This window comes from Microbacterium sp. SY138 (assembly GCF_039729145.1).
GTDB classification, from domain to species: domain Bacteria; phylum Actinomycetota; class Actinomycetes; order Actinomycetales; family Microbacteriaceae; genus Microbacterium; species Microbacterium maritypicum_A.
The window spans coordinates 366319-389067 of sequence record NZ_CP155793.1; the positions used below are offsets into that span (position 1 = coordinate 366319).

General features: G+C 70.5%; 21 protein-coding genes. 13 read left to right on the forward strand and 8 right to left on the reverse strand.

All coding sequences use genetic code 11. The features are described from left to right. The first annotated feature begins 31 nt into the window (after positions 1-31). The 6 genes from ABDC25_RS01710 to ABDC25_RS01735 all read left to right on the forward strand — a co-directional run bounded on the left by ABDC25_RS01710 (position 32) and on the right by ABDC25_RS01735 (position 8886). On the forward strand, positions 32-2113 hold the full coding sequence (locus ABDC25_RS01710; protein WP_021198380.1) for a beta-galactosidase: 2082 nt from the start codon (positions 32-34) through the stop codon (positions 2111-2113). Continuing rightward, the gene (gcvPA, locus tag ABDC25_RS01715) at positions 2110-3522 is read left to right on the forward strand and encodes an aminomethyl-transferring glycine dehydrogenase subunit GcvPA (RefSeq protein WP_167253568.1); all 1413 of its coding nucleotides are present in this window, start codon (positions 2110-2112) and stop codon (positions 3520-3522) included. The genes ABDC25_RS01710 and gcvPA overlap by 4 nt, the downstream gene beginning before the upstream one ends. Next, positions 3519-5102, forward strand: coding sequence for an aminomethyl-transferring glycine dehydrogenase subunit GcvPB (gene gcvPB, locus ABDC25_RS01720; RefSeq protein ID WP_347124517.1), 1584 nt, complete (start codon positions 3519-3521; stop codon positions 5100-5102). The genes gcvPA and gcvPB overlap by 4 nt, the downstream gene beginning before the upstream one ends. Beyond that, on the forward strand, positions 5099-6385 hold the full coding sequence (locus ABDC25_RS01725; RefSeq protein ID WP_347124519.1) for an NAD(+)/NADH kinase: 1287 nt from the start codon (positions 5099-5101) through the stop codon (positions 6383-6385). Before gcvPB ends, ABDC25_RS01725 begins: the two co-directional genes overlap by 4 nt. 48 nt (positions 6386-6433) lie before the next feature. After that, positions 6434-7192, forward strand: a complete 759-nt coding sequence (locus ABDC25_RS01730; RefSeq protein ID WP_297558894.1) for a glucose 1-dehydrogenase — start codon at positions 6434-6436, stop codon at positions 7190-7192. A 173-nt stretch (positions 7193-7365) separates the two neighbouring features. After that, positions 7366-8886 (forward strand): SDR family NAD(P)-dependent oxidoreductase, encoded by a 1521-nt coding sequence (locus tag ABDC25_RS01735; protein WP_347124521.1) that lies wholly within the window; start codon positions 7366-7368, stop codon positions 8884-8886. A 111-nt stretch (positions 8887-8997) separates the two neighbouring features. On the opposite strand, the gene ABDC25_RS01740 is transcribed toward ABDC25_RS01735, so the two are convergent. Beyond that, positions 8998-9336, reverse strand: coding sequence for a helix-turn-helix domain-containing protein (locus ABDC25_RS01740; RefSeq protein ID WP_021198374.1), 339 nt, complete (start codon positions 9334-9336; stop codon positions 8998-9000). Positions 9337-9412: 76 nt separating this feature from the next. Here ABDC25_RS01740 and ABDC25_RS01745 point away from each other — a divergent pair, with 76 nt between their 5' ends. After that, positions 9413-10069 carry an NAD(P)H-dependent oxidoreductase gene (locus ABDC25_RS01745; protein WP_029265148.1) on the forward strand — a complete coding sequence of 219 codons (657 nt, stop codon included), beginning with the start codon at positions 9413-9415 and terminating at the stop codon, positions 10067-10069. A gap of 265 nt (positions 10070-10334) precedes the next feature. Here the strand turns inward: ABDC25_RS01745 and ABDC25_RS01750 are convergent, their stop codons facing one another. Both ABDC25_RS01750 and ABDC25_RS01755 read right to left on the reverse strand, forming a co-directional pair. Continuing rightward, complete coding sequence (locus ABDC25_RS01750; RefSeq protein WP_347124524.1) at positions 10335-11417, reverse strand: HAMP domain-containing sensor histidine kinase; 1083 nt, start codon at positions 11415-11417, stop codon at positions 10335-10337. A gap of 10 nt (positions 11418-11427) precedes the next feature. Continuing rightward, complete coding sequence (locus ABDC25_RS01755) at positions 11428-12099, reverse strand: response regulator transcription factor (RefSeq protein ID WP_021198371.1); 672 nt, start codon at positions 12097-12099, stop codon at positions 11428-11430. 87 nt (positions 12100-12186) lie between these two features. On the opposite strand from ABDC25_RS01755, the gene ABDC25_RS01760 reads away from it, so the two are divergent. From ABDC25_RS01760 to ABDC25_RS01780, 5 genes are all read left to right on the forward strand, one after another. Further along, a complete protein-coding gene (locus ABDC25_RS01760; protein ID WP_031206686.1) occupies positions 12187-12855 on the forward strand; it encodes a M15 family metallopeptidase in 669 nt (222 codons plus the stop codon). Next, positions 12852-13976, forward strand: a complete 1125-nt coding sequence (gene alr, locus ABDC25_RS01765) for an alanine racemase (protein ID WP_167253579.1) — start codon at positions 12852-12854, stop codon at positions 13974-13976. Before ABDC25_RS01760 ends, alr begins: the two co-directional genes overlap by 4 nt. Beyond that, positions 13973-14923 (forward strand): D-alanine--D-alanine ligase, encoded by a 951-nt coding sequence (locus tag ABDC25_RS01770; protein ID WP_347124527.1) that lies wholly within the window; start codon positions 13973-13975, stop codon positions 14921-14923. Before alr ends, ABDC25_RS01770 begins: the two co-directional genes overlap by 4 nt. Continuing rightward, positions 14920-15978 carry an acyltransferase family protein gene (locus ABDC25_RS01775; RefSeq protein ID WP_347124529.1) on the forward strand — a complete coding sequence of 353 codons (1059 nt, stop codon included), beginning with the start codon at positions 14920-14922 and terminating at the stop codon, positions 15976-15978. Before ABDC25_RS01770 ends, ABDC25_RS01775 begins: the two co-directional genes overlap by 4 nt. Before the next feature lie 75 nt (positions 15979-16053). Next, a complete protein-coding gene (locus ABDC25_RS01780) occupies positions 16054-16443 on the forward strand; it encodes a VOC family protein (RefSeq protein WP_031206684.1) in 390 nt (129 codons plus the stop codon). Positions 16444-16510: 67 nt separating this feature from the next. On the opposite strand, the gene ABDC25_RS01785 is transcribed toward ABDC25_RS01780, so the two are convergent. The 5 genes from ABDC25_RS01785 to ABDC25_RS01805 are packed head-to-tail and all read right to left on the reverse strand — an operon-like array spanning position 16511 to position 22474. After that, the gene (locus tag ABDC25_RS01785) at positions 16511-17527 is read right to left on the reverse strand and encodes an ABC transporter substrate-binding protein (RefSeq protein WP_347124531.1); all 1017 of its coding nucleotides are present in this window, start codon (positions 17525-17527) and stop codon (positions 16511-16513) included. 57 nt (positions 17528-17584) lie between these two features. Continuing rightward, positions 17585-18364, reverse strand: a complete 780-nt coding sequence (locus ABDC25_RS01790) for an ABC transporter ATP-binding protein (RefSeq protein ID WP_021198364.1) — start codon at positions 18362-18364, stop codon at positions 17585-17587. Further along, positions 18361-19509, reverse strand: a complete 1149-nt coding sequence (locus ABDC25_RS01795) for an iron ABC transporter permease (protein WP_021198363.1) — start codon at positions 19507-19509, stop codon at positions 18361-18363. The genes ABDC25_RS01790 and ABDC25_RS01795 overlap by 4 nt, the downstream gene beginning before the upstream one ends. Next, a complete protein-coding gene (locus tag ABDC25_RS01800) occupies positions 19506-21272 on the reverse strand; it encodes a prolyl oligopeptidase family serine peptidase (RefSeq protein ID WP_347124534.1) in 1767 nt (588 codons plus the stop codon). The genes ABDC25_RS01795 and ABDC25_RS01800 overlap by 4 nt, the downstream gene beginning before the upstream one ends. Further along, the gene (locus ABDC25_RS01805) at positions 21269-22474 is read right to left on the reverse strand and encodes a hypothetical protein (RefSeq protein ID WP_167253591.1); all 1206 of its coding nucleotides are present in this window, start codon (positions 22472-22474) and stop codon (positions 21269-21271) included. The genes ABDC25_RS01800 and ABDC25_RS01805 overlap by 4 nt, the downstream gene beginning before the upstream one ends. Before the next feature lie 115 nt (positions 22475-22589). Between ABDC25_RS01805 and amiA the strand changes: the two genes are divergently transcribed. After that, on the forward strand, positions 22590-22688 hold the full coding sequence (gene amiA, locus ABDC25_RS01810; protein WP_017831216.1) for a streptamidine family RiPP: 99 nt from the start codon (positions 22590-22592) through the stop codon (positions 22686-22688). The last annotated feature ends 61 nt before the right edge of the window (positions 22689-22749 follow it).

Below are 22749 nucleotides of genomic sequence, written 5' to 3' on the forward strand. Positions count from 1 at the left end.
TCAGCCGGTGATGACTCAGAGAGGAGACTTCGTGCCCGCACCCGGTGGCGACCAGCCCACCCGACGCGTCCGCCTCGACGCCCTCGCCTACGGCGGCGACTACAACCCCGACCAGTGGTCGGAAGAGATCTGGCACGAAGACATCCGCCTGATGCGCGAAGCCGGCGTGAACATGGTGAGCCTGCCGATCTTCAGCTGGCCGCAGCTGGAGCCGGAGCCCGGTGTCTACGACTGGGCATGGCTCGACCGCATCATCGATCTGCTGTGGGAGGCGGGCATCGCGATCGACCTCGCCACCGCCACCGCGACCCCGCCGTCGTGGCTGCTGCGCGCCCACCCCGAGATGGCGCCGTGGGATGCCGACGGGCACCGGCTCGAGTTCGGATCGCGCCAGACGTACTGCCCGTCATCGCCGGTCTGGCGCGAGAACGTCGCCCGCATGACCAGGGCCATGGCCGAGCGCTACGGTGAGCACCCCGGCCTCGCGATGTGGCACATCTCGAACGAGTACGGCGACCACACCTCGCGGTGCTGGTGCCCCGAGTCGGCCCGGCACTTCCGGCGCTGGCTGCAGGACCGCTACGGCGATCTGGACGGTCTGAACGAGGCCTGGGGTGTGAACGTGTGGGGTCAGCGCTACACCTCGTGGGAGCACATCGAGACGCCGAAGAAGGCGCCCGGCCCTGTCAACCCGACCAAGCTGCTTGACTTCGAGCGCTTCTCGTCTGACGCCCTTCTGGAGCTGTTCCAGGTCGAGATCGATGTGCTGCGCGAGGTCACCCCCGACATCGCGGTGACCACGAACTTCATGAGCATGTTCCGCGACCTGGACTACTGGGACTTCGCCGCCGTCGAAGACGTGGTGACCGATGACGCCTACCCCGAGCCCGCCGACCCGACATCGCACGTCGGCGCGGCTCTCAACTACGGCCTGATGCGCTCGCTCAAGGGCGGACAGCCCTGGCTGCTGCTGGAGTCATCTGCCAGCGCGACCAGCTGGCGCGACGTGAACGTGCCGAAGGCGCCGGGCAAGATCCGCATCGAGAGCCTGCAGGCCGTCGCCCACGGCTCCGACGCGGTGATGTTCTTCCAGTGGCGCCAGGCCAAGTACGGCCAGGAGAAGTTCCACTCGTCGATGCTCGGCCACCGCGGGGAGCGCTCACGCAGCTTCCGGGAGACCAAGGCGCTGGGGCTCGAACTCAAGAAGCTCGAGCAGGTGCGGGGAACCCGGGTGCGCTCGCGCGTGGCGCTGGTCGTCGACTGGGACTCATGGTGGGGGACCAGCGCGGTCGAGTCGCTGCCCTCGCAGCGGCTGCAGTGGGTACAGCAGGCGCGCGCGTGGCACCGAGCGCTATACACGCTCGGTCAGCCGGTGGATGCCGTTCGCGCCACCGGCCCCTTCGACGCCTACGACGTGGTCGTCGTGCCGAACCTCTACATCGTCGAGCAGCCGCAGGCCGAGGCGCTCGCCGCCTTCGTGGAGCGCGGCGGGCACCTCGTGGTCGGACCGTTCTCGGGAGTGGTGGACGCCACGGAGAAGGTGCACGACGGCGGAGCCCCCGGGTTGCTGCGAGACCTGCTCGGCATCGAGGTCGACGAGCAGTGGCCGATCGCCGACGGTCTGACCGAGAGCATCGACTTTGCGGGCGAGCGCCTGAGCGTGCCCTCGTGGAGCGAGTGGCTCGAAGCGGATGATGATGTCGAGGTACGCGGGGCGTACGCGAGCGGCGAGCTCGAAGGGTTGCCCGCGGTGACCCGTCGCACGACGGGGGCGGGGTCGGCCTGGTACGTCAGTGCGATGTTCGACCCTGAGGGCCTGCTCCCGGTCTTCCGTGATGTGCTGCGCACCGCCGGCGTTCCCGCCCGCGAGCGCACCGACGTCGAGGTCGAGGTCGTCACCCGTGCCGACGACACCACCGACTACACCTTCTATCTGAACCACGGGCGCTCCCCCGTCGCGTTCGAGATCCCGACCCCGGGCGTCGACCTGCTCACCGGCATCCGTCACGCGGACCGGCTCCAGCTCGACCGTTACGGCGTCGCCGTTCTCGCCGCACCCCGCGCTGCCTCCATCCCTTTTGCCACCCTGATCCCCGAGAAGGAGGACGCATGACCGCCCCGTTCGTGCATCCGTACATCCCCAACACCGCCCCGGCCTCCCGAGCGGCGATGCTCGCGGCCGTCGGCGCCGCCTCGGTCGACGAGTTCTACGCCGACATCCCGGAGTCGCTGCGACTCGGACGTCCGCTCGACCTTCCGACCCCGTTCGCGGCCGAGCAGGACCTCGCCCGCCACGTGCGGGGGCTGCTCGCCAAGAACCGTTCGACCCAGGAGCGGCTGAGCTTCCTCGGCGCGGGCACCTACAACCACTACGTGCCCGCCGTGGTGGACGAGGTCATCGGCCGCAGCGAGTTCCTGACCGCGTACGCCGGTGAGCCCTACGAGGACCACGGTCGCTTCCAGGCCCTGTTCCAGTACCAATCGCTGATGGCCGAGCTGCTCGAGATGGACGTCGTGAACGTGCCGACCTACGACGGCTACCAGGCGACGGCGACCGGCCTCACGATGTCGGGGCGACTCACGGGCCGCGGGCGGGTGCTGGTCGTCAGCGACGTGCTGCCGGCGAAGCTCGCGAAGGTGCACGACTACGTCCGCGCGCACCTGACGCTCGAGCTCGTACCCACCGTCGGCGGTACGGCCGACGTCGCCGCCGTTCGCGCGGCGCTGGGCGATGACGTGGCCGCGGTCTGGATCGAGACGCCGAGCGCCACCGGCGCCGTGGAGGCGTCCCTGCAGGAGATCTCGGATGCCGCCCACGCGGCCGGCGCCGTGGTCGTCGTCGGCACCGACCCCATCGGCTACGGCGTCCTCGCCCCGCCCTCGGTCTCGGGAGCGGACATCGTCACCGGCGACATCCAGTCCCTCGGCCTGCACCAGTGGTTCGGCGGCGCCCACGGCGGGTTCATCGCCGTGCACGACGACCCGACCTTCGTGATGGAGATGCCCTCGCGCCTGTTCGGGCTCGCCACCACCGACGTGCCCGGTGAGTACGGCTTCGGCGATGTGGCCTACGACCGCACCTCGTTCGCACACCGCGAGGAGGGGAAGGAATGGGTCGGCACGGCCGCGGCCCTCTGGGGCATCGCCGCCGGGGTGTACCTCGCGCTGATGGGACCGGCCGGCATGGCCGAGCTCGGCGAGGTGCTGCTCGCCCGCACCCGGTACGCGCAGCAGGCGCTCTCCGCAGTGCCGGGTGTCTCCCTCGACGACGACGCCGTGCACCTGCGCGAGTTCACGGTGACCTTCGCCGACGTCACGGCCGAAGCGGTCGTCACGGCGCTCCGCACCAAGGGCATCGAGCCCGGCGTGGTCGTGGGGGAGCGCCGCCTGCTCGTCTGCGTCACCGAGCTCACCACCCAGGCCGACATCGATACCCTGGCCGGCGCGCTCGCCGAGGTCACGGCATCCGACGCGTCTTCATCCCATGCATCACACCAGGCTGCGAAGGAGCAGAACCGATGAGTCTTCCCGTCGCCCCGAAGCCGACGCTGCGCCGATTCCAACAGGCCCGCTGGGACGAGCCGATCATCTTCGAGCTGAGCACCCCCGGTGAACGCGGCGTGCTGGTGTCGCAGGTCGAGCCCGGCGTTCGCGAGGTCGTGGGCGACGTGGTCGCCGCGCTGCCCGCCTCCCTGCGCCGTGCCGCGAAGCCGAACCTGCCCGAGATGGGGCAGATGCGCGTGCTCAAGCACTACCTGCGCCTGTCGCAGGAGAATCTCGGCGCCGACTTCAACGTCGACATCGGCCAGGGCACCTGCACCATGAAGTACGCGCCGAAGATCAACGACCAGCTCGCGAACACTCCGCAGCTCACCGCGATGCACCCGCATCAGGATCCGGCCGACGCGCAGGGCGTGCTCGAGATCGTCTGGCAGCTGGAGCGGATGCTCGCCGAGATCTCCGGGATGGACGAGGTCTCGCTGCACACGCAGGGCGGATCGGCGGCGATCTGGGCGAATATCGCCATGATCCGCGCCTTCCACGAGGCGAACGGCGAAGGCGAGCAGCGTCGCGAGGTCATCACCACGATCTTCAGCCACCCCTCGAACGCGGCCGCTGCGAAGGCGGCCGGCTATGAGGTCATCACGGTCTACCCCGACGCCGAGGGCTATCCGTCGCTCGACGCGTTGAAGGCCGCCCTGTCGCCCCGCACCGCGGCGATCATGGTCACGAACCCGGAGGACACCGGCATCTACAATCCGGCGATCCGGGAGTGGGTCGACGCTGCGCACGCGGTCGGAGCCCTCGCCTCCTACGACCAGGCCAACGCGAACGGCATCCTCGGGGTCACGCGCGCCCGCGATGCCGGCTTCGACGTGTGCCACTTCAACCTGCACAAGACCTTCGGCACCCCGCACGGCAGCGGCGGACCGGGATCTGGCGCGAACGCCGTGAGTGCGGCCCTCGCCCCGTTCCTGCCGGGGCCGCGCGTGGTGCGGGCCGATGACGGGACCTTCGGGGTGGTCGAGGCGGGAGAGCTGTCGATCGGCGCGGTCGGCCCGTTCTTCGGCGTCATCCCCGCGCTCGTGAAGGCCTACTCGTGGATCATGGCCCTCGGCGCCGAGGGACTGCTCGCCGCCGCCGAGACCGCCGTGCTGAACAACAACTACCTGATGGCTCGTGTGCTCGCGATCCCCGGAGCCTCGGCGCCGTATGCCACGGGTCGCCGCCGCATCGAGCAGGTGCGCTACTCGTGGGAGGAGCTGTACCAGGAGACCGGCATCTCGTCGGAGGAGATCGGCGTGCGCATGTCCGACTTCGGGATGCACTACTGGACGAGTCACCACCCCTACGTGGTGCCGCAGCCGTTCACGCTCGAGCCGACTGAGTCGTACTCGATGGCAGAGCTCGATGAATATGCGGCGACCCTGGCCGAAGTGGCACGCGAAGCACGCGAGAACCCCGAGGTGGTGCGCACCGCCCCGCACAACCAGACCGTGCACCACACGCACCATGACGATCTGGACGACCCGGAGCGGTGGGCGATCACCTGGCGCGCGTACCAGCGGAAGTACTTCCCCGCGGAGTCCGTCGCGTCGTGATCGGCCTCGTCGTCAACCCTGTCGCCGGTGTCGGCGGGCCCGCGGGCCTCGCCGGCTCCGACGGTGCGGACGTGCAGCGCCTCGCCCTCGCGCGCGGCGCCCGTTCGCGCGTGCAGGAGCGGGCGGTCCTCGCCCTGACGACGCTCGCCGAACGGCATCCGGGGCTCGTGGTCGCGACCGTCGCCGGTGCGATGGGCGCCGACGCGGTCCGCGCGGCAGGACTTGTGCCGCGCGTCGTCGGGGTGGGCGCGCGCGATGCGGGCTCGGCGGGATCGCCTGAGGCGGCGGGGGTGACGGAGGCGGCGGATACCTCGCGTGCGATCGCAGCGTTGGCCGCGGCAGGGGCCGATCTGATCCTCGTCGTGGGCGGCGACGGCACCCTGCGCGACGCGGTCTCGGGGCTCGGTGCCGTGGGGCATCCGTCGGGTGAAAGGGTGGATGGCGGGAGAGGCGACGACGGATCTGCGTTCGAGGCCGAAAACTCCCGACAGGTGCACGGTCAGGGCGGATCGGGCACGCGTACGCCGCGGCTCGGTCTGCCGGCAGTCCTCGGAGTGCCCGCCGGAGTGAAGATGTACTCGCCCGTGTTCGCGGTCAGCCCACGGGCGGCGGGATCGATCGCAGCCGACTGGATCGACCACGACGGGCTGCCGACCGAGGAGCGCGAGGTACTCGACATCGACGAGGCGTCGATGCGGCGCGCCCGCGTCGACCCCACGCTGTATGGAATGCTCCGGGTGCCGCATCGTTCGGGCCGCACGCAGGCGCGCAAGGCGCCGACGCCGGTCACCGAAGCGGCCGCGGTCGAGGCCGCGGCCCGCGGGGCCGTCTCCCGCATGCGGCCGGGCGTGCGTTATCTCCTCGGCCCCGGCGGCACGATCGCCGAGATCACCCGGCAGCTCGGCGTCGAAGGATCGCCACTCGGCGTCGACGTCGTTCTCGACGGTGCCATCCTCGTCCGCGGGGCGAGTGAGCAGGAGCTGCTCGCCCAGATCGCCGAGGGTCCGGCGCAGGCCGTCGTCACCGTCATCGGCGGGCAGGGATTCCTGCTCGGGCGCGGCAATCAACAGCTCTCGGCGTCTGTGCTGCGCGCACTCGGCGACGACCCGCTCCTCGTCGTCGCCCCCGAGCAGAAGCTCATCGACCTGCACGGACGCCCCCTCCTCGTCGACACCGGCGACCCGGAACTCGATGCGAGACTCGCCGGGCACGTCCGCATCATCACCGGCGTCGGCACCAGCAGCCTCTACGCCGTGAGCGCGCCAGAACTGATCTCCGTCTGACCATCTCCTGTCTGACCCCCAGTCTGAACGAACCCGAAAGGACACCCCATGCGTCTCGAGAACAAGAAGGCAATCGTCACCGGCGGTGCCGGCGGCATCGGTCGCGCCACGTCGCTCGCGCTCGCCGCCGAGGGCGCGGCGGTCGCCGTCGTCGACCTGAACGCGGATGCGGCCGAAGCCGTCGCGGAGGAGATCCGCGCGACCGGCGGCACGGCCGTCGCGATCGCCGCCGACGTCGCGAGCGAGCCCGACATCGAGCGGGTGATCGCGACCTCCGTGGCCGAGCTCGGCGGCGTGGACGTCGTCTTCAACAACGCCGGCATCATCCGCCGCACCACTGCGGTCGAGACGACCGTCGAGGAGTGGGACCGCGTCTTCGGCGTGAACGTGCGCTCGATCTTCCTGATGTGCAAGCACATCGTTCCGGTCATGGAGGCGGCGGGTGGAGGCTCGATCATCAACACCGGGTCGGGCTGGGGCCTCAAGGGCGGTGGCCAGGCCATCTCCTACTGCGCCTCGAAGGGCGCGGTCGTGAACATGACGCGCGCGCTCGCGATCGACCACGGTCCCGCCGGCATCCGGGTGAACTCGGTCAACCCCGGCGACGTGAACACCGGGATGCTGCGGGAGGAAGCGCGTCAGCTGGCGCAGGACACGAACGCGTTCCTCGCCGAAGCCGCCGATCGCCCGCTGCGCCGCATGGGCGAGCCGAGCGAGGTCGCACAGGCCGTGGTGTGGCTCGCGAGCGACGACTCCTCGTACGTCACGGGCTCGGCGCTCGTCGTCGACGGCGGGGGCATCGCCTAGCGAGGTGTCGCCACGGGGGACGTGTGTGCGTCGAGAGCACGGGATCTCGCCGAGCGCACGGCTCTTCGGCGTTGATACGCCGTGCGCTCGGCGACACGCCGTGCACTCGGCACCGGGGGCGAGGGCGAGGGCGGCGGGGCGGATGCCCAGGACACTCGCGTAAAATCGGGACAATGACCGACGCCCCCTCCGACGCTGCACCCGACCTCGGACCGGGCGTCGACTCCGAAGATCTCGCCACCACGCTGCGCGTGCTGCGCGAGCTGCACCGGATCGACAACGAGCACCCCGATTTCATCGCGGTACGCCAGGCCACCGCGGCGATGTTCAAAGACGTCAAGCGCGTGCGCCGCAAGCAGATCCGCGACGCTATCGCCGAGGCCGACAAGGCCGTGGTCGCCCGCACCGCCACCGGGGCGCCCGACCGCATCGACGACGAGACCCGCGGCCATGACCTCGCCACGAGCGTGGTCGACGCCCCGATCGCTGGCGAACTGCTGAAGCCGCGCAACTGCTACATCTGCAAGCAGCCGTACACCGTGGTGGACGCGTTCTACCACCAGCTCTGCCCGGACTGCGCCCGCTTCAGCCACGGCAAGCGCAACGCCCGCACCGACCTCACCGGCAAGCGCGCCCTGCTCACGGGTGGCCGCGCGAAGATCGGCATGCACATCGCGCTGCGGCTGCTGCGTGACGGCGCACACACCACGATCACGACCCGCTTCCCGCGCGACGCCGTGCGACGCTTCTCGGCCCTGCCCGACTCGGCCGACTGGCTGCACCGCCTGCGCGTGGTCGGCATCGACCTGCGCGACCCTGCTCAGGTGATCGGCCTGGCGGACTCGGTCGCCGCTCAGGGCCCGCTCGACATCCTCATCAACAACGCCGCACAGACTGTACGCCGCTCGCCGGGTGCTTACTCCCTGTTGGCGGATGCCGAGCTGCAGCCCCTCCCCGACGGACCCCTGCCCGAGATGGAGACCTTCGGGCACACGGCCGACCCGCACCCGCAAGCGCTGCAGGCCTCGGTCGATGCGCATCCGCTGCTCTCGGTCGCGGCCCTCGGCGGCACGGTCGCCGAGCAGGGTGGTCAGGCACTCACGGCCGAAGATCTCGCGCGCCTCGCGATGGCGCCCGGATCGTCGTCGCTCGAGAAGCATGCCGACGGCACCGCGATCGACGCCGGCGGCCTCGTGCCCGACGTGAACCGCGTCAACAGCTGGGTGCAGTCGATCGAGCAGGTCGATCCGCTCGAGATGCTCGAGGTGCAGCTCGCGAACACGACAGCGCCGTTCCTGCTGATCAGCCGTCTGCGTGCCTCGATGGCCGCGTCCGATGCGCACCGCAAGTACGTGGTCAACGTCTCGGCGATGGAGGGACAGTTCTCCCGCCGCTACAAGGGCCCTGGACACCCGCACACGAACATGGCCAAGGCCGCGCTCAACATGCTCACACGCACGAGCGCGGGCGAGATGCTCGAGAAGGACGGCATCCTGATGACCGCCGTCGACACCGGCTGGATCACCGACGAGCGTCCGCACTACACGAAGGTGCGCCTCGCCGAGGAGGGCTTCCATGCCCCGCTCGATCTGGTCGACGGCGCCGCCCGCGTGTACGACCCGATCGTGCGCGGCGAGGCCGGCGAAGACATCCACGGCGTGTTCCTGAAGGACTACGAGCCCAGCCCCTGGTGACGGGTGTGGGGCTTCCACCTGCATGAGGAGACCCCGGATGCATGAGGGTTACTCGGTGTGTTCGCATGCATCCGTTGATCGGTCATGCGGGTGGCAGACGGATGAAACGTCTTAGTGGGCGCGCGCGGCGAGATTCGCCGAGGCCCACTGCCCGAGTTGGTTCAGGATCGGCAGGAGTCCTTCCCCTGCGGGCGTGAGTGCGTACGACACGGTCACAGGCGGGCCGGCGTCGACCGTGCGGGCCACGAGTCCGGCCTCGGCGAGTTCGGCGAGGCGGTCGGAGAGCACGGTGTCGCTGATTCCGGCGACGGCCCGACGCAGAGCGACGAAGGTCGATGGCCCCCCGCCGAGCGACGACACGATCATGCCGTTCCACCGCTTTCCGAGCACGCTGAAGGCGAGTGTGACGGCAACGTCGCACACCTGACGCTCTTCGTCGACCTCGGCCATGCCCTCATCCTATCGTGCTACGTTAATCACTGCCGCTAAGAAAAACCTAGCGACTACGAAAACGAGAGGTAGGCCCATGTCCCTGTTCCGCCTGGATGCCAGCATCCTTCCCGCGTCGTCCGCCAGCCGAGCGCTCGCCGACCTCGTCGAGGCCGAGTGGACCGCGTCCCACCCCGACTCCACGGTCACCCGCCGCGACCTGGCGAGCGACCCGGTGCCCGCGACCGCCTGGGCGGATGCCGTGACCGGCGGCTTCGTCGACGCGGCCCAGCGCACTCCCGCGCAGAACGATGCCCGCGCTCTCGCCTCGCAGTTCGCCGATGAGCTGATCGGCGCCGACGCGCTCCTGTTCGCGGTGCCGCTGTACAACTACGGCGTCTCGCAGCACTTCAAGACCTGGTTCGACCTGGCCTACACCGACGCGCGCATCGACCCGACCGGCACTGCGCTGAACGGCAAGCCCGCCACGCTGGTCACCGTGCTCGGCGGCAACTACGCGGCCGGCTCGCCCAAGGAGGGCTGGGACCACTCGACCGGGTGGCTGCGCCGCGTACTCGAAGACGTCTGGGGCCTCGACCTGCGCGTCGTGCAGCGTCCGTTCACCCTGGTCGGCGTGAACCCGGCCCTCGACGCCTTCGCCGACACGGCGCGCGAGCTCAAGGAGAACGCCGAGGCCGACGCTCGCACCTACGGCCGCGAGCTCGCCGCGACGCGCGACCCCCGAGTGGCCTGAGTCGAGCGGCATCCGGTTCGTCTTCGGCGTCGCGTCGGGTATCTGGTTCGGGTATTTGGTCGGGCGTCCGGTTCACCCGTCGGAAGGATGCACGGATGCAGGGCGGGAGACCGCCTTCCGGCCCGACATCCGTGAAATCCTCCGACATCTGAACCGGGCGGACGTGAGGGCCTCGGCCGAGGGGACGTGAACCGGGGTGGACCCGAGGGGCACCGGACCCGGGACGTGAACGGGAGGGCGTGAACCACGACCGACCGGCGTGCGGTCAGGCGGGAGGCTCCACCGGGTAGGGATGCGGGAGCCACACCGTCACGATCAGGCCGCCGTCCTTGCGCGGGGTGAGCACCAGAGTGCCGCCGTGCGCCTGGGTGATGCGGTCGACGATCGCGAGGCCGAGCCCCGCTCCGGCATGATCGTCGCTGCGGGTGCGCTCGGCTCCGCGCTGGAATGGTTCGACGAGCGTCGCCACGCGGTGGGCGGGGAGCACCTCGCCGGTGTTCTCTACGACCAGCGCGACCGCATGGGGCATCGAGTGGGTGCGCACGGCGACGGCTCCGCCGGACGGCAGGTTGTGCACGATCGCGTTGAGCACGAGGTTCGTCACCAGCTGCGGCAGGAGGGCGGCGGAGCCGAGCACCGGTGCCGGTACGCCGCCCACCTCCACGGCGACACCGCGGCGATCCGCGAGGGGCACCAGCGCCTCGACTGCTCCCTCCGCGAGGAGCGACAGATCGACGATCTCGCGGGTGAACGTTCGTCGGTCCGCCCGGCTGAGCAGCAGCAGTGCCTCGGTGAGGTCGATCGCGCGGGTGTTGACCTGTTGCAGGCGTGAGATCAGCTCGTCGACGTCGCGCTCCGGGTCGTCGTGCGCGACCTCGAGCAGCGTCTGCGAGATCGCGAGAGGTGTGCGCAGTTCGTGCGAGGCGTTGGCGGCGAATCGCTGCTGTTCCGCGACGTGCGCCTCGAGCTGTTCGAGCATCGAGTCGAAGACGTCGGCGAGGTCGCGGAACTCGTCGCGGGGGCCGGGGAGAGCGATCCGATGGGAGAGCGATCCCTGCGCGGCCAGCCGCGCCGCGTCGCCGATGCGCTCCAGCGGCGCCAGCATCCGTCCGGCGAGCAGCCATCCGCCCCCCAGGCCCAGGGCGAGCAGCACGACCATGACGGTGGAGGCGACCGGCACGAAAGCCCGGATCAGGTCGGAGCGGTTCGGCACGCGGACCTCGAAGTACGGGATCTGCACGTCCGGCACGTACCGCAGCAGATACAGAGCCACGGCGGCGAGAAGCAGGAGTCCCGACACCAGCACGATCCCCGCATAGCTGAGGGTGAGCTTGAGGCGGGCGCTCATCCCGCGGCGTCTACGCATCGGCGTCCGTCCCGATCCGGTATCCGACGCCGGGCACCGTCAAGATCAGCCACGGCTCGCCCAGGCGCTTGCGCAGCGACGACACCGTGATGCGCACCGCGTTGGTGAACGGGTCGGCATTCTCGTCCCAGGCGCGCTCCAGCAGCTCCTCGGCGCTGACAACTCCGCCATCGGCGTCGACCAGCACCTCCAACACCGCGAACTGCTTGCGCGTCAGTGCGACGTAGCGGTCGTCGCGGTACACCTCGCGACGGAAGGGGTCGAGGCGCAGCCCTGCGACCTCGAGCACGGGCGGCCGGCTGCGCTGACGGCGACGGTCGAGGGCGCGCAGTCGCAGGACGAGTTCGCGCAGCTCGAACGGCTTGGTGAGGTAGTCGTCCGCGCCGATCTCGAAGCCGGTCGCCTTGTCATCGAGGCGGTCGGCGGCGGTCAGCATCAGGATCGGGATGCCGCTGCCGGAGGCCACGATCCACCGGGCGATGTCGTCGCCGGAAGGGCCGGGAACGTCGCGGTCGAGCACGGCGAGGTCGTAGGAGTTGATGCTCAGCAGTTCGAGCGCGGTGTCGCCGTCGCCCGCGATATCGGCGGCGATCGCCTCCAGTCGCAGTCCGTCACGTACCGCCTCGGCGAGGTAGGGCTCGTCCTCGACGATCAGTACACGCATGGCTGCGATCCTACGCACTGCGGTATATCGCGAGCATATGCAAAAGCGCATACGCCCCGGCAACCGGCCCCCTTCTTCACTGGGAGCATGAACACCCGCACCATCCCCCATCCACCGCGAGTGCGTCGCCGTCGCCGTGTCGTCGTCACGCTGATAGCGATCGCTGCGGCCGTGATCCTCGCGTTCGCGGTGCAGCAGTCGCTGTCCGCGGCATTCGCCGATGCGGCGCACACGATCCCCTCGCCCGCCCCGACGCCCGTTCCGACCGGGGGATCCGCCGGCTCGGTGGTCGCCCCGACCGAGGCCGACGGTGTGATCCTCGACGATGACAAGCCCACGGTCTTCGAGGTCGACAGGGTCGCCGTCGGCAACCTCGACCCCGCTCTGCTCGCGGCGCTGCAGCGCGCCGCGTCCGACGCCGAGGCCGACGGGGTGACCATCCGTGTGAACAGCGGATGGCGTTCTCCCGCGTTGCAGGAGTGGATGCTGCAGGATGCCATCGTCCAGTACGGATCAGAAGAAGAGGCGCGCCGCTGGGTGGCCACCCCCGAGACCTCGGAGCACGTGACGGGCGATGCGGTCGACCTCGGACCGTGGTCGGCGCTCGACTGGCTCGCCCAGCGCGGCTCGCGCTACGGCCTCTGCCAGATCTACGCGAACGAGTCGTGGCACTACGAGCTGCGTCCCGACGCCGTCGACGACGGATGCCCCGAGATGCTCGCCGACCCGACCGCCGACCCGAGGACGAAGCGATGACCACCCTTCTCGCCACCGAGCGCACCACGTACTCGCGTCTGCACGCGCCGACGCTCCACACCCTTCCCGGTGCCGTCGCCGAGAACCTGCGCCGTGTGCAGGCCGTGACCGCCGTGCCGATCATGGCCGTGGTGAAGGCCGACGGCTATGGGCACGGGGCCGTCGTCGTGGCCAGGGCCGCGGTCGCCGCCGGAGCCGGATGGCTGGGAGTGACCGATGTCGCCGATGCGGTCGCGCTCCGCGATGCTGGGCTCGATGTGCCGATCCTCTCCTGGTTGAACCCGTCAGGTGTCGACGCGGACGTCGCCGCGGAGCACCGCATCGACATCGCCGTCGGTTCGGTCGAAGAGCTGCGCCAACTGACCGCCGATGCCGGGGATCCGGTACGCGTGCACCTGCATCTCGACACCGGCATGGCGCGGGGAGGGTGCCCTCTCGACGACTGGTCCGAGCTGTTCCGGCTGGCGCGTACCGGGCGGGGCAGGGTCGAGATCACGGGGGTCATGGGGCATCTGCCGCGCGCCGATGAGGCCGACCCGGCGGCGAACGCGGCAGCGGTGCTCCGGATGCGACAGGGGCGCGACGCCGTGCTGCGCGCAGGACTCGGCCCCGTACTCGTGCATCTCGCCGCGACGTCCGGAGCGCTGACCGACCCGGCGACCCATTTCGGCATGGTGCGGATCGGGGCGGGACTCGTCGGGATCGACCCGTCGGAGACGACCGCGCTGGTGGGGGCCGCGCGCTGGACGGCACCGGTCGTGCACAGCGTGCGCGTGCCGGAAGGAACCGCGGTCGGTTACGGAGGCGGGGCGGTGACCGATCGGGAGACGCACCTGGCCGTCGTCGGCGTCGGGTACGCCGACGGCATCCCGCGGGAACGGGAAGCGGGCGCCGGCGTGGAGATCGACGGGGTGAGGTATCCGCTCGTCGGGAGGGTGTCCATGGATCAGATCGTGATCGACACCGGCGCCGTGCGGTTCCCCCGGGGCACGATCGCAACCGTGTTCGGACCCGAAGGGGGAGCCGTGCCGTCGGTGCAGGAGTGGGCGCGGTGGGCGGGAACCATCCCGCACACGATCGTCACCGGAATCGGGCCGCGAGTGCAGAGGAGTGTCGCATGACGACGAAGGTGCTGGTCATCGGCGGGGGACAGAGCGCCGAGCACGAGGTGTCGCTGGCATCGGCAGCCGCGGTCGCCGCGGCCCTGCGAATGGGCGATCACGAGGTCACGTGCGTGACGATCGACTGTGACGGGATCTGGCGCGTCGAGGGCCGCCCGCACGGGGGCTCGGCCGCCGAGTCGCTCGCCCTCGCCCTTCCGCTGCTCACGCGGACCGACGTGGTCTTTCCCGCGGTGCACGGTGCCCCGGGCGAGGATGGTGCCCTCGCGGCGCTGTGCGCGCTCGCCGGCGTACGTGTGGTCGGCTCGGGCCTGCACGCCGGGGCCATCGGCATGGACAAGTGGACGACGAAGCTGGTGGCTGATGCCGTCGGGCTGGGCACCGCACGCGGTCGCCTGGTCTCGGCCGACGACATCGGAGACGTGGAGTTCGAGGGCGAGGTCGTGGTGAAGCCGGTGTCGTCCGGATCCAGCCACGGTGTGGGTCTCGTGACGCGGGAGGAGGATCTGCTCGTCGCGCTGCACGAGGCCGCGCGCTTCGACCGCCGGATCCTGGTCGAAGAGGTCGTGCGGGGGCGTGAGATCGACGTGGCGGTGCTGCGTGAGAAGGGCGGCATCCGCTGGGCCGCTCCGCCCCTCGAGATCCACGCGACGGGATTGTTCGACACGGCCACCAAGTACGACGGCAGCGCGCGGTTCACGGTTCCGGCGCAGCTCGACGCCGGTGAGGTGTCGGCGCTCAAGCGGGCGGCGATCGCCGTGTTCGATGCCCTCGGATGCGAGGGCGTGGCGAGGATGGACTTCTTCCTGACCGACCGCGGTCCGGTGCTGAACGAGGTCAACACGATGCCGGGGCTGACCGCGGCATCGCAGGTGCCGCGGATGTTCGCCGCGGCGGGAGTGACATACGTCGACCTGGTGGCGCGGCTCGTGCGCGCGGCGTCGTGACGGCGGCTCCCGCGCCACGCGTCGGATGGCCCGATGTCGCGAAGGGCATCTGCATCATCCTGGTGGTGCTCTGGCACGTCGTGACCAAGCACGCGATCGAGGCCCCGGGTGCGGGGCCGGTCACCGACGCCTGGGCGACGCTGAACGCCCAGCTGCTGCCGTTGCGGATACCGCTGTTCTTCCTGGTCTCCGGGATGTTCGCCGCACGCGCGGTGCTCGTCGACGACGGCAGTTCCTGGCGGCGGCGCGCGGCACGGCTGACGATGCTCTACATCGTCTGGGTCGTCATCCAGACGTTCGTGCTCGCTCTGGCGCCCGACCTCGACACGGCTCGGGCGACCAGCGGGTGGGAGCTGCTCGCGCAGCTGACCATCAGCCCGACGAACCTCTGGTATCTGCTCGCGCTCGCGGTGTACCTGGCGATCGGTCGACTGAGTCGCCGCATCCCGGCGGCCGTGGTGCTGCCGGTCGCCTTCGTGGTCGCGGCGGTCGCCGGGGCCGGGGTCATCCCCGACCTCGGCAACCTGTGGCAGCTGGTGCAGAACCTGTTCTTCTTCCTCGTGGGGCTGCGGCTGCGCGCGGTCGTCGAACGGTTCGCGAAGAGCGTCGGGGTGTGGAGCACCGTCGCGCTCGCCGCCGTGTACGTCGCGGCGCTGGCCGTCGTGGCGGGCCTGGCCATCCGCCTGCTGCCGGGCGTGTGGCCCGCGCTCGCCCTGATCGCGGTGGCGTTCGGGGTGTCGCTCAGCGTGCTCCTGGACCGCCACGTCGACGTGGTCGCGCGGCCCCTGCGCTGGATCGGACAGCGCACCCTGCCGATCTACGTGCTGCACATGATGCCCCTCGCCCTCATCGATGCGGTCCTGCGCTCGACGCGTGGGCGGACGACGGACGTGGTCGAGGCCGTCGCCCCCATCCTTCTCACCGCGATCGTGATCGGGATCTGCCTGGGTGTGCATGCGCTGCTCGTGCGCTTCGGGCTCGGGGCGCTGTTCGATCCGCTGCGGGTGACCGACCGCTTTACGGCGCGGCTGGTGCCTCGCGGGGGAGAGGGATGACGCCGATGAAGGGGCTCGATGAAGGCGTTCGAGGAAGGCCTCGACAATCGGCGGAGGACGGCGGATGCTGGAAGCATGGCGGCCTTCACAGCGGACAACGCATTCAGCGGATTCAGCGTCGACGACATCGACGCGGCGAAAGAGTTCTACGGCACGGCCCTCGGGCTCGACGTCGAGGTCAATGGGATGGGTTTCCTCAATCTGCGGCTGCCGAGCGGCGGGTCGATCCTCGTCTACTCGAAGCCCAACCACACCCCGGCGAGCTTCACGATCCTGAACTTCCCGGTGGCCGATGTCGACGCCGCCGTGGATGAGCTCATCGCCCGGGGTGTGCAGACCAAGATCTACAGTGACGAGGAGTTCCCGTCCGACGAACGCGGTATCGTGCGCGGCAACGGTCGGGGTCCGGACATCGCATGGTTCCGCGATCCCGCGGGCAACGTGCTCGCGGTGATGCAGGCCTGACAGCGAGCCCGGAGGGTCTGCGCCCCGGAGACCGAGGTCCCCGGGGCGCAGTGCCTACCGACGCGGCTCAGCCGAAGACGGCGTCGGGGTAGAGGCCCTCGGCGATGAGCCGGACCGCCGAGACGTTGCCGAGCGTGCCGGGGAACAGATCGGTCGAGGGCACCGCGATCAGGCGGCCGTCGCGCACGGCGGGCATGTCGGGGAAGGTCGTCGCGAGGTAGGAGCGGACGGCGGCCTCGTGAGCGGGGTCGGACACCGCGAAGACGAGCGCGTCGGGTGCTTCGGCGGCGAGGGATTCGGGGGTGATCTCGGCGGCGAAGAAGTCGGCGAACGCGGGGTCTTCCGGCGTGAAGGCGTTGTCGGCACCGGCGCGCTGCAGGATGTCGTACTCGATGCCGGCGCCGATGGCGGTGAGGGTGGTCCCCTCGATGAAGACCTGCGCGACGCGGGGGCGATCCTGTCCCTCGATCGCGGTGTCCACGGTGGCGAGCTCGGCCTGCGACGACGCGATCAGGTCGTCCGCCTCGTCTTCCACGTGGAAGATCGCGCCGAGGTTCTCGAGGTCGGTGAAGAGGTCGTCGACCGTGCCCTCCATGCGGCGGTCGAAGCAGCCGCCCGTCGCGGTGTACGCGGCGACCCCGGCATCCGCCAGCTGCTCGATGCTGGCGAATCCCTGCTCGGCAGTGAACTCGTACGTCGTGGGCGAGTAGACGAAGTCGGGTTCGACGGCGAGGAGCTCTTCTCGGCTCGGAGGCGCGTCACCGCCGATGACCGGCACCTCGGCGGCGAGGACCGCGACGTCGGACGGCAGCTTCTGGGTCGTGGCCTGGGCCTGGCCGACGAGCGCATCGGCGAGGCCGAGACGCAGCAGCAGCTCGGTCTGCGACGGGTGCAGCCCGACGACGGCGGTGGGGGTGGACGGGATCTCGACCGTGCGGCCGCAGTTCTCGATCGTGATCGCCTCACCGGAGGCGGCGGGTGCCGTTCCGTTCGAGACCCCACCGCCGCATGCGGTGAGGGCGATCGCGCCCAGGCCGACGGTGACGGCGGCCAGCAGACGGGTGGTTCGGGTACGGGGTGTCATTCGTGTTCTCCTTCGTTGGTGCGGGGGGTGGGGGGTATGAGTTCGGATGCCGGGGGATCAGCGGCCGACGGGCTCTCGGGGATGGAAGGTCATCGCGCGTGCCCCGGTGTCGACCTCGACGGCGATGCGGGCGGTGACGTGGAAGACCTCGTCGACGAGCGCCGGGGTGAGCACCGTGTCGGGCGGACCGAAGGCCACGAGTCGGCCCTCGTCGAGCACGGCGACCTCGTCGCAGAACGCCGCGGCGATGTTGAGGTCGTGCAGGGCCGCGATCACGGTCGTGCCGAGTCCGCTCACGACGCGCATCAGGTCGAGCTGGTGCGCGATGTCGAGGTGGTTGGTCGGTTCGTCCAGCACGAGGATCTCGCCGCTCTGCGCGAGAGCGCGGGCGAGCATCACCCGCTGGCGCTGACCGCCCGAGAGCGAACGGACCAGGCGGTCGCCGAGGTCGTGCACGTCGGCGGTGCGCAGAGCCTCGTCCACGATGCGCTGATCCTCCGCGGTGTCCCGGCTGAAGGGCGGACGATGCGGCGAACGGCCCACGAGCACGGTCTCCCGCACGGTCAGGTCGAACTCGGAAGGGGAGTCCTGCAGCATGACCGACACCGTGCGGGCGAGGGCGCGCGGGGCCAGCTGCGACACGTCGGCGCCGTCGATCAGGACGCGCCCGGTGTGCGGACGCTGACCCGTGAAGAGCGCGCGCAGGAGCGTGGATTTGCCGCTGCCATTGGGGCCGAGCAGTCCCACGATGCGCCCGGTGCCGACCTCGAGGTCGGCACCGTGCAGCACGGTGCGACCGCCGCGTGCGACGCTCACGCCGTCGAACAGCACGCTCATCGGTCGAACCCCGCGCGCTCGCCGCCACTGCGCATCAACCACAGGAAGAAGGGAGCACCGACGAACGCGGTGAGGATTCCGAGGGGGATCTCGGTCGGCATCGCGACCGTACGGGCCAGCAGGTCGGCGACCATGAGGAACAGCGCGCCGCCGAGGACCGTGATCGGCAGCATCCGACGATGATCCGACCCGACCAGGAGTCTCGCCATGTGCGGCACGACGAGGCCGACGAAGCCGATGCCGCCGCTCACGGCCACGATCGCACCGGTCAGGAGCGAGGCGAGCACGAGCAGCAGCCCACGCAGCCGGGTCGTTCGTACGCCGACCGCCATCGCGGACTCGTCACCGGCGAGCAGCGCGTTCATCGACCGCGAGAGCCCGAAGACCGCGATGCAGGCGATGGCGAGTGCGACCGCGGGGATCAGCAGCGACGACATGTCGGCGGCCGACACGCTGCCGAGCAGGAAGAACATCACGCTGACGACGTTCTGGGCATCGGTGGTGAGCGTGAGGTAGCTGGTCACCGCGCTCAACAGAGCGCCCAGTGCGACGCCGGCGAGGATCATGCGGGTCGGAGACAGCTCTCCGCGGATGCGCGCGAGCATGGCCACGAGGATGCAGGCGACCATCGCGCCCGCGAACGCCGCCCCGCTCATCGTGAGCCCGAGGAACGTGGCGCCGCCCGACACGATCACCAGCACGGCGCCGACACTCGCGCCGGAGGAGACGCCGAGGATGTAGGGCTCGGCGAGTGGGTTGCGCACGACCGCCTGCATCATCGCCCCGGCGAGGGCGAGACCTGCGCCCGAGAGCGCGGCGAGGAGCGACCGCGGCACCCGGAACTGCCACACGGCCTGATCCTGCAACGGCGTGAGGGTGCCGTCGGACATCCAGGGCATGCCGGGGGCCAGATGGCCGATCACGATCTTCGCGGCATCGAGGGGCGAGACCGTGACGGGTCCGGTGGCGGCCGAGAGCATGAGGACGAGCACAGCGAGCACCGTGATCGTCGTCACGGTCGGGCCGACGGGCAGCATCCGCCGGAAGCCGACGCGGCCGCCGGTGCGCCGACGAAGGCGCGGGATGCGCCGAACGGGGGTGCGCCGTGTGTCCGTCCCGGTGAGGGTTCCGGTGGATTCGCTCATCGGGCACGTCCCATCGTGGATTCGGTCGTGGATTCGGTCGTGAGTTCGGCCGCGAAGTCCAGCACGGTGAGTCCCAGCTCGTGCAGCGCGGCGGACTCGTTCGCACCGTGTCCTGCCCCCGAAGCCGTCCAGAGCCGGGCGGACCCGCCGGCTCGTCGCAGCGCCTCGACCATCCGGTGCGTGTCGCGAGCGCGCACTCGGGTGTCCTCACCGAGTACGACGCCGAGATAGGAGGGGATCAGGGCACCGGCCGGAAGGGCTTCGGCCTGCGCCAGCGGAGACAGGGCCCGGAGGTGAGCGCGCGATTCGCGGGTGCCGTCATCGCCGAACTCCGCTCGCCAGCGTGCACCGAGCGGATGATCGTCCAGGTGGAGCAGATCGAGGGGAGCGGCGGTGGTGACGAATCCCGCGCACAGCTCCGGGTGCGCGATCGCACACCCGGCTGCGACGACCCCGCCCAGAGAGGCCCCGGCGAGGACGAGGAGGTCGGGTCGCGTGATCCCGGCCTCGATGAGTCCGCGCGCGATGTCGGCGAGGTCGGCGATCGTGCGGTGCTTGCTCCTGCCGCGGCCCGCCTCGCGCCACGCAGCTCCGCGCTCGCCACCACCGCGGAGCTGCGCGACGGCGTACGCTCCGCCGTTTTCGACCCAGGCGGGCACGGTCGGCTCGAAGAGCGGAAGGTGCGGCACGCCGAACCCGCCGTAGCAGGTCAGGATCAGCGGCAGCGGACCCTCCGTTCCCGGGGGAGAGGTCACGTGGACGGTCAGGATCACGCCGTCGTCGGCGCGGATGTCGTGGCGGACGGTCGTGCCGAGGGGCCGCACGGCAGCGGCCGGCACCACCACGGTCCCCCGGCGCTCGCGCTGCAGGAGGCGAGGGGGAGTGAGCGGGCCCTCGACGCCGAGACGCAGCACGCCGTCGTCGACGCCGATCATCGTGGTGGTGAGCGCATCGGAGGGGCTCGACGCGGCCTCGATGCGCGCGACCTCGACACCGTCGATCAGGTCGATGAGCACGCTGCGCCCGTCGGCGACAGCGAGGACGACGACGCGGTCATCATGCACCGCGACATCGACGATCAGCGCGTCGGGATCGTGCCAGCGCCAGAGTGCATCGTCTTTTCCGGCATCGTCTTTCCCGGCACCGACGTTCGGCACGGCATCGAGCCCGCGGTCGTGCCACACCAGCACGCCGGTGCCGAGGGGGGAGGCCCGCAGGAGCGCCGGCCAGCGACCCAGCGATGCTCCGGTGCCCCGGTCGGTCAGCGTCGTGCCTCGCGAACCCGAGCTGAGGGCGCGCAGGCCGCTCTCCCCGCCGGGGAACAGTCGCAGTCGTGCATCGGCCTCGAGGGCGGCCGCCCGCTGCTCGCCGGTCTGCAGGTCCAGGGTCACGAGCATCCGGTCGCGGCTCGCGACGACGTCGAGGCTGCGCGAGTCGGGTGCCCAGAGCACGGTGTCGTAGCGCAGACGGATGTCGGGGTGCAGCTGCAGGGTGCCGCCGTGGGCATCGACGATGCCGAGGACGGCGTTCTCATCGGCGGTGGGCGCCCACTCGACGGCGATGCGCCGACGGTCGGGCGACGGGAAGATCCGATGGAGGTGCCCGTCCGGCTCGATCACGGTCGTGCCGTCGAGGCGGTGGATACCGCGACGAGAGCGGCCGTCGGCCCGACCCAGGATGAAGCCCCCGACGGGAAGACCCGGTCGACCGTGGTGTTCCGCATGTGCGAGGGCATCGTCGAGCGCGGATCGGCGAGCGCTCATCGGCCGACCAGATCGTCGACGCGGTGGTCGGCACCGGCCCACAGCAGGTGCCCGCCCTCGTCGAGTGGGGTGGGGAGCTCGATGGTCGAGATGCCGCTGTCGTCGACGAGGTGGATCGTGCCGTCTCCGCCGCTGGTGACGGCGATCGTTCCGGTGCCGGGGTCGATCGCGATGGACCGGCGCTGTGCGGGGCGGCCGTCGACGCCGTCCCACGGCAATCGTCCTGCGCGGGGCGGGTGCGTCATCGCCGGGATCGGGGTGATCCGCGCGATGCGCGCGTCCTCCCGATCGATCACGATCACGACATCCCCGTCGGGATGGATGACGGAGACGGCTGCGACGCCCGTGGCGAGGGCGAATCGGAAGGCGAGCCCCGGCGGCAGCGGCACGGTGCGGGAGGCTCCCGACGCGAGGTCGATATCGACGAAGGTGTTGGTCCACTCCGGCCACGATCCGGGAGAGGCCGGTCCTCCGCGGACGATGCCGGTGGCGCGCCCGGTGTCGCCCGCGAGGCGCAGGTAGTACGCGCGCCCTGCGACGGGCCACGGGACGATGCCGATGGCGCGGGGAACTCCGCCGTCGACGATGAAGCGCTCCAGACCGCGGCTCGTCGCGATGCCGATGAGGCCGGAAGCGGGGTCCATCACGTCGCCGTGTCCGTCTGCGGCGAGGTCGTCGATGACGTGCCCGCGCAGGACTGGTGCGTGCGCTCCGACCTCGAGCGCCGCCGCGAGGGGCAGTGCCTCGACGGCTCCGGGTTCGCGATGGCGGAGCACGATCATCGGCTCTCCCGTGGCCTGATCCGGAGCGACCACGACGCCCGGCTCACCGGTGCGCACGCGGAAGCGCACGGAGGAGTCGGTCGCGAGATCGACGACGGACACCAGGTCGGTCCAGGCTTCCTCGTTCATGCCCAGACCGGAGGTGACGACCACGTGGCGTCCGCTCGGATCGCAGGCCAGATGCTCCGCCGGGATGGCGATCGGGACGCGTCGTACGGAGTCCGCGTCTGCGATGACCAGCGCACCGCCGCGGTCGTCCGCGAACGCCCAGCGGCCGGATGATCCGGCGGGGAGGTGGAGGAAGCCCGCATGCTCGGCGAGCCAGCTGTCGGCGACGGCGACACGCCGGGAACCGTCATGGATCTCGTAGACGACTCCGGCCCGGTGATCAGCGGCGAGGAGGGGGGTGGAGGAGGACATGTCAGCGATCCTAGTAGATATTGAGAATCATTATCATTTAGGGTCGTCAGTGTTCACTCACCGTGGACACCGCCCCGCACCCCGCGAGGCGGACACCTCACAGAAGGAGCACGAAATGGAAAAGCAGATCCTCGCCGAGATCGAAGAGTCCGAGCAGCTGGCGCACCTGTCGGCATCGCACTCGAACGCCCTGGTCGAGAACCCGTTCGACTGATCGCGGATCCTTCCGTCGCGCTTTCGAGCGCACTCCCGTCCGGCCGGGCGTTCGCGCCCGG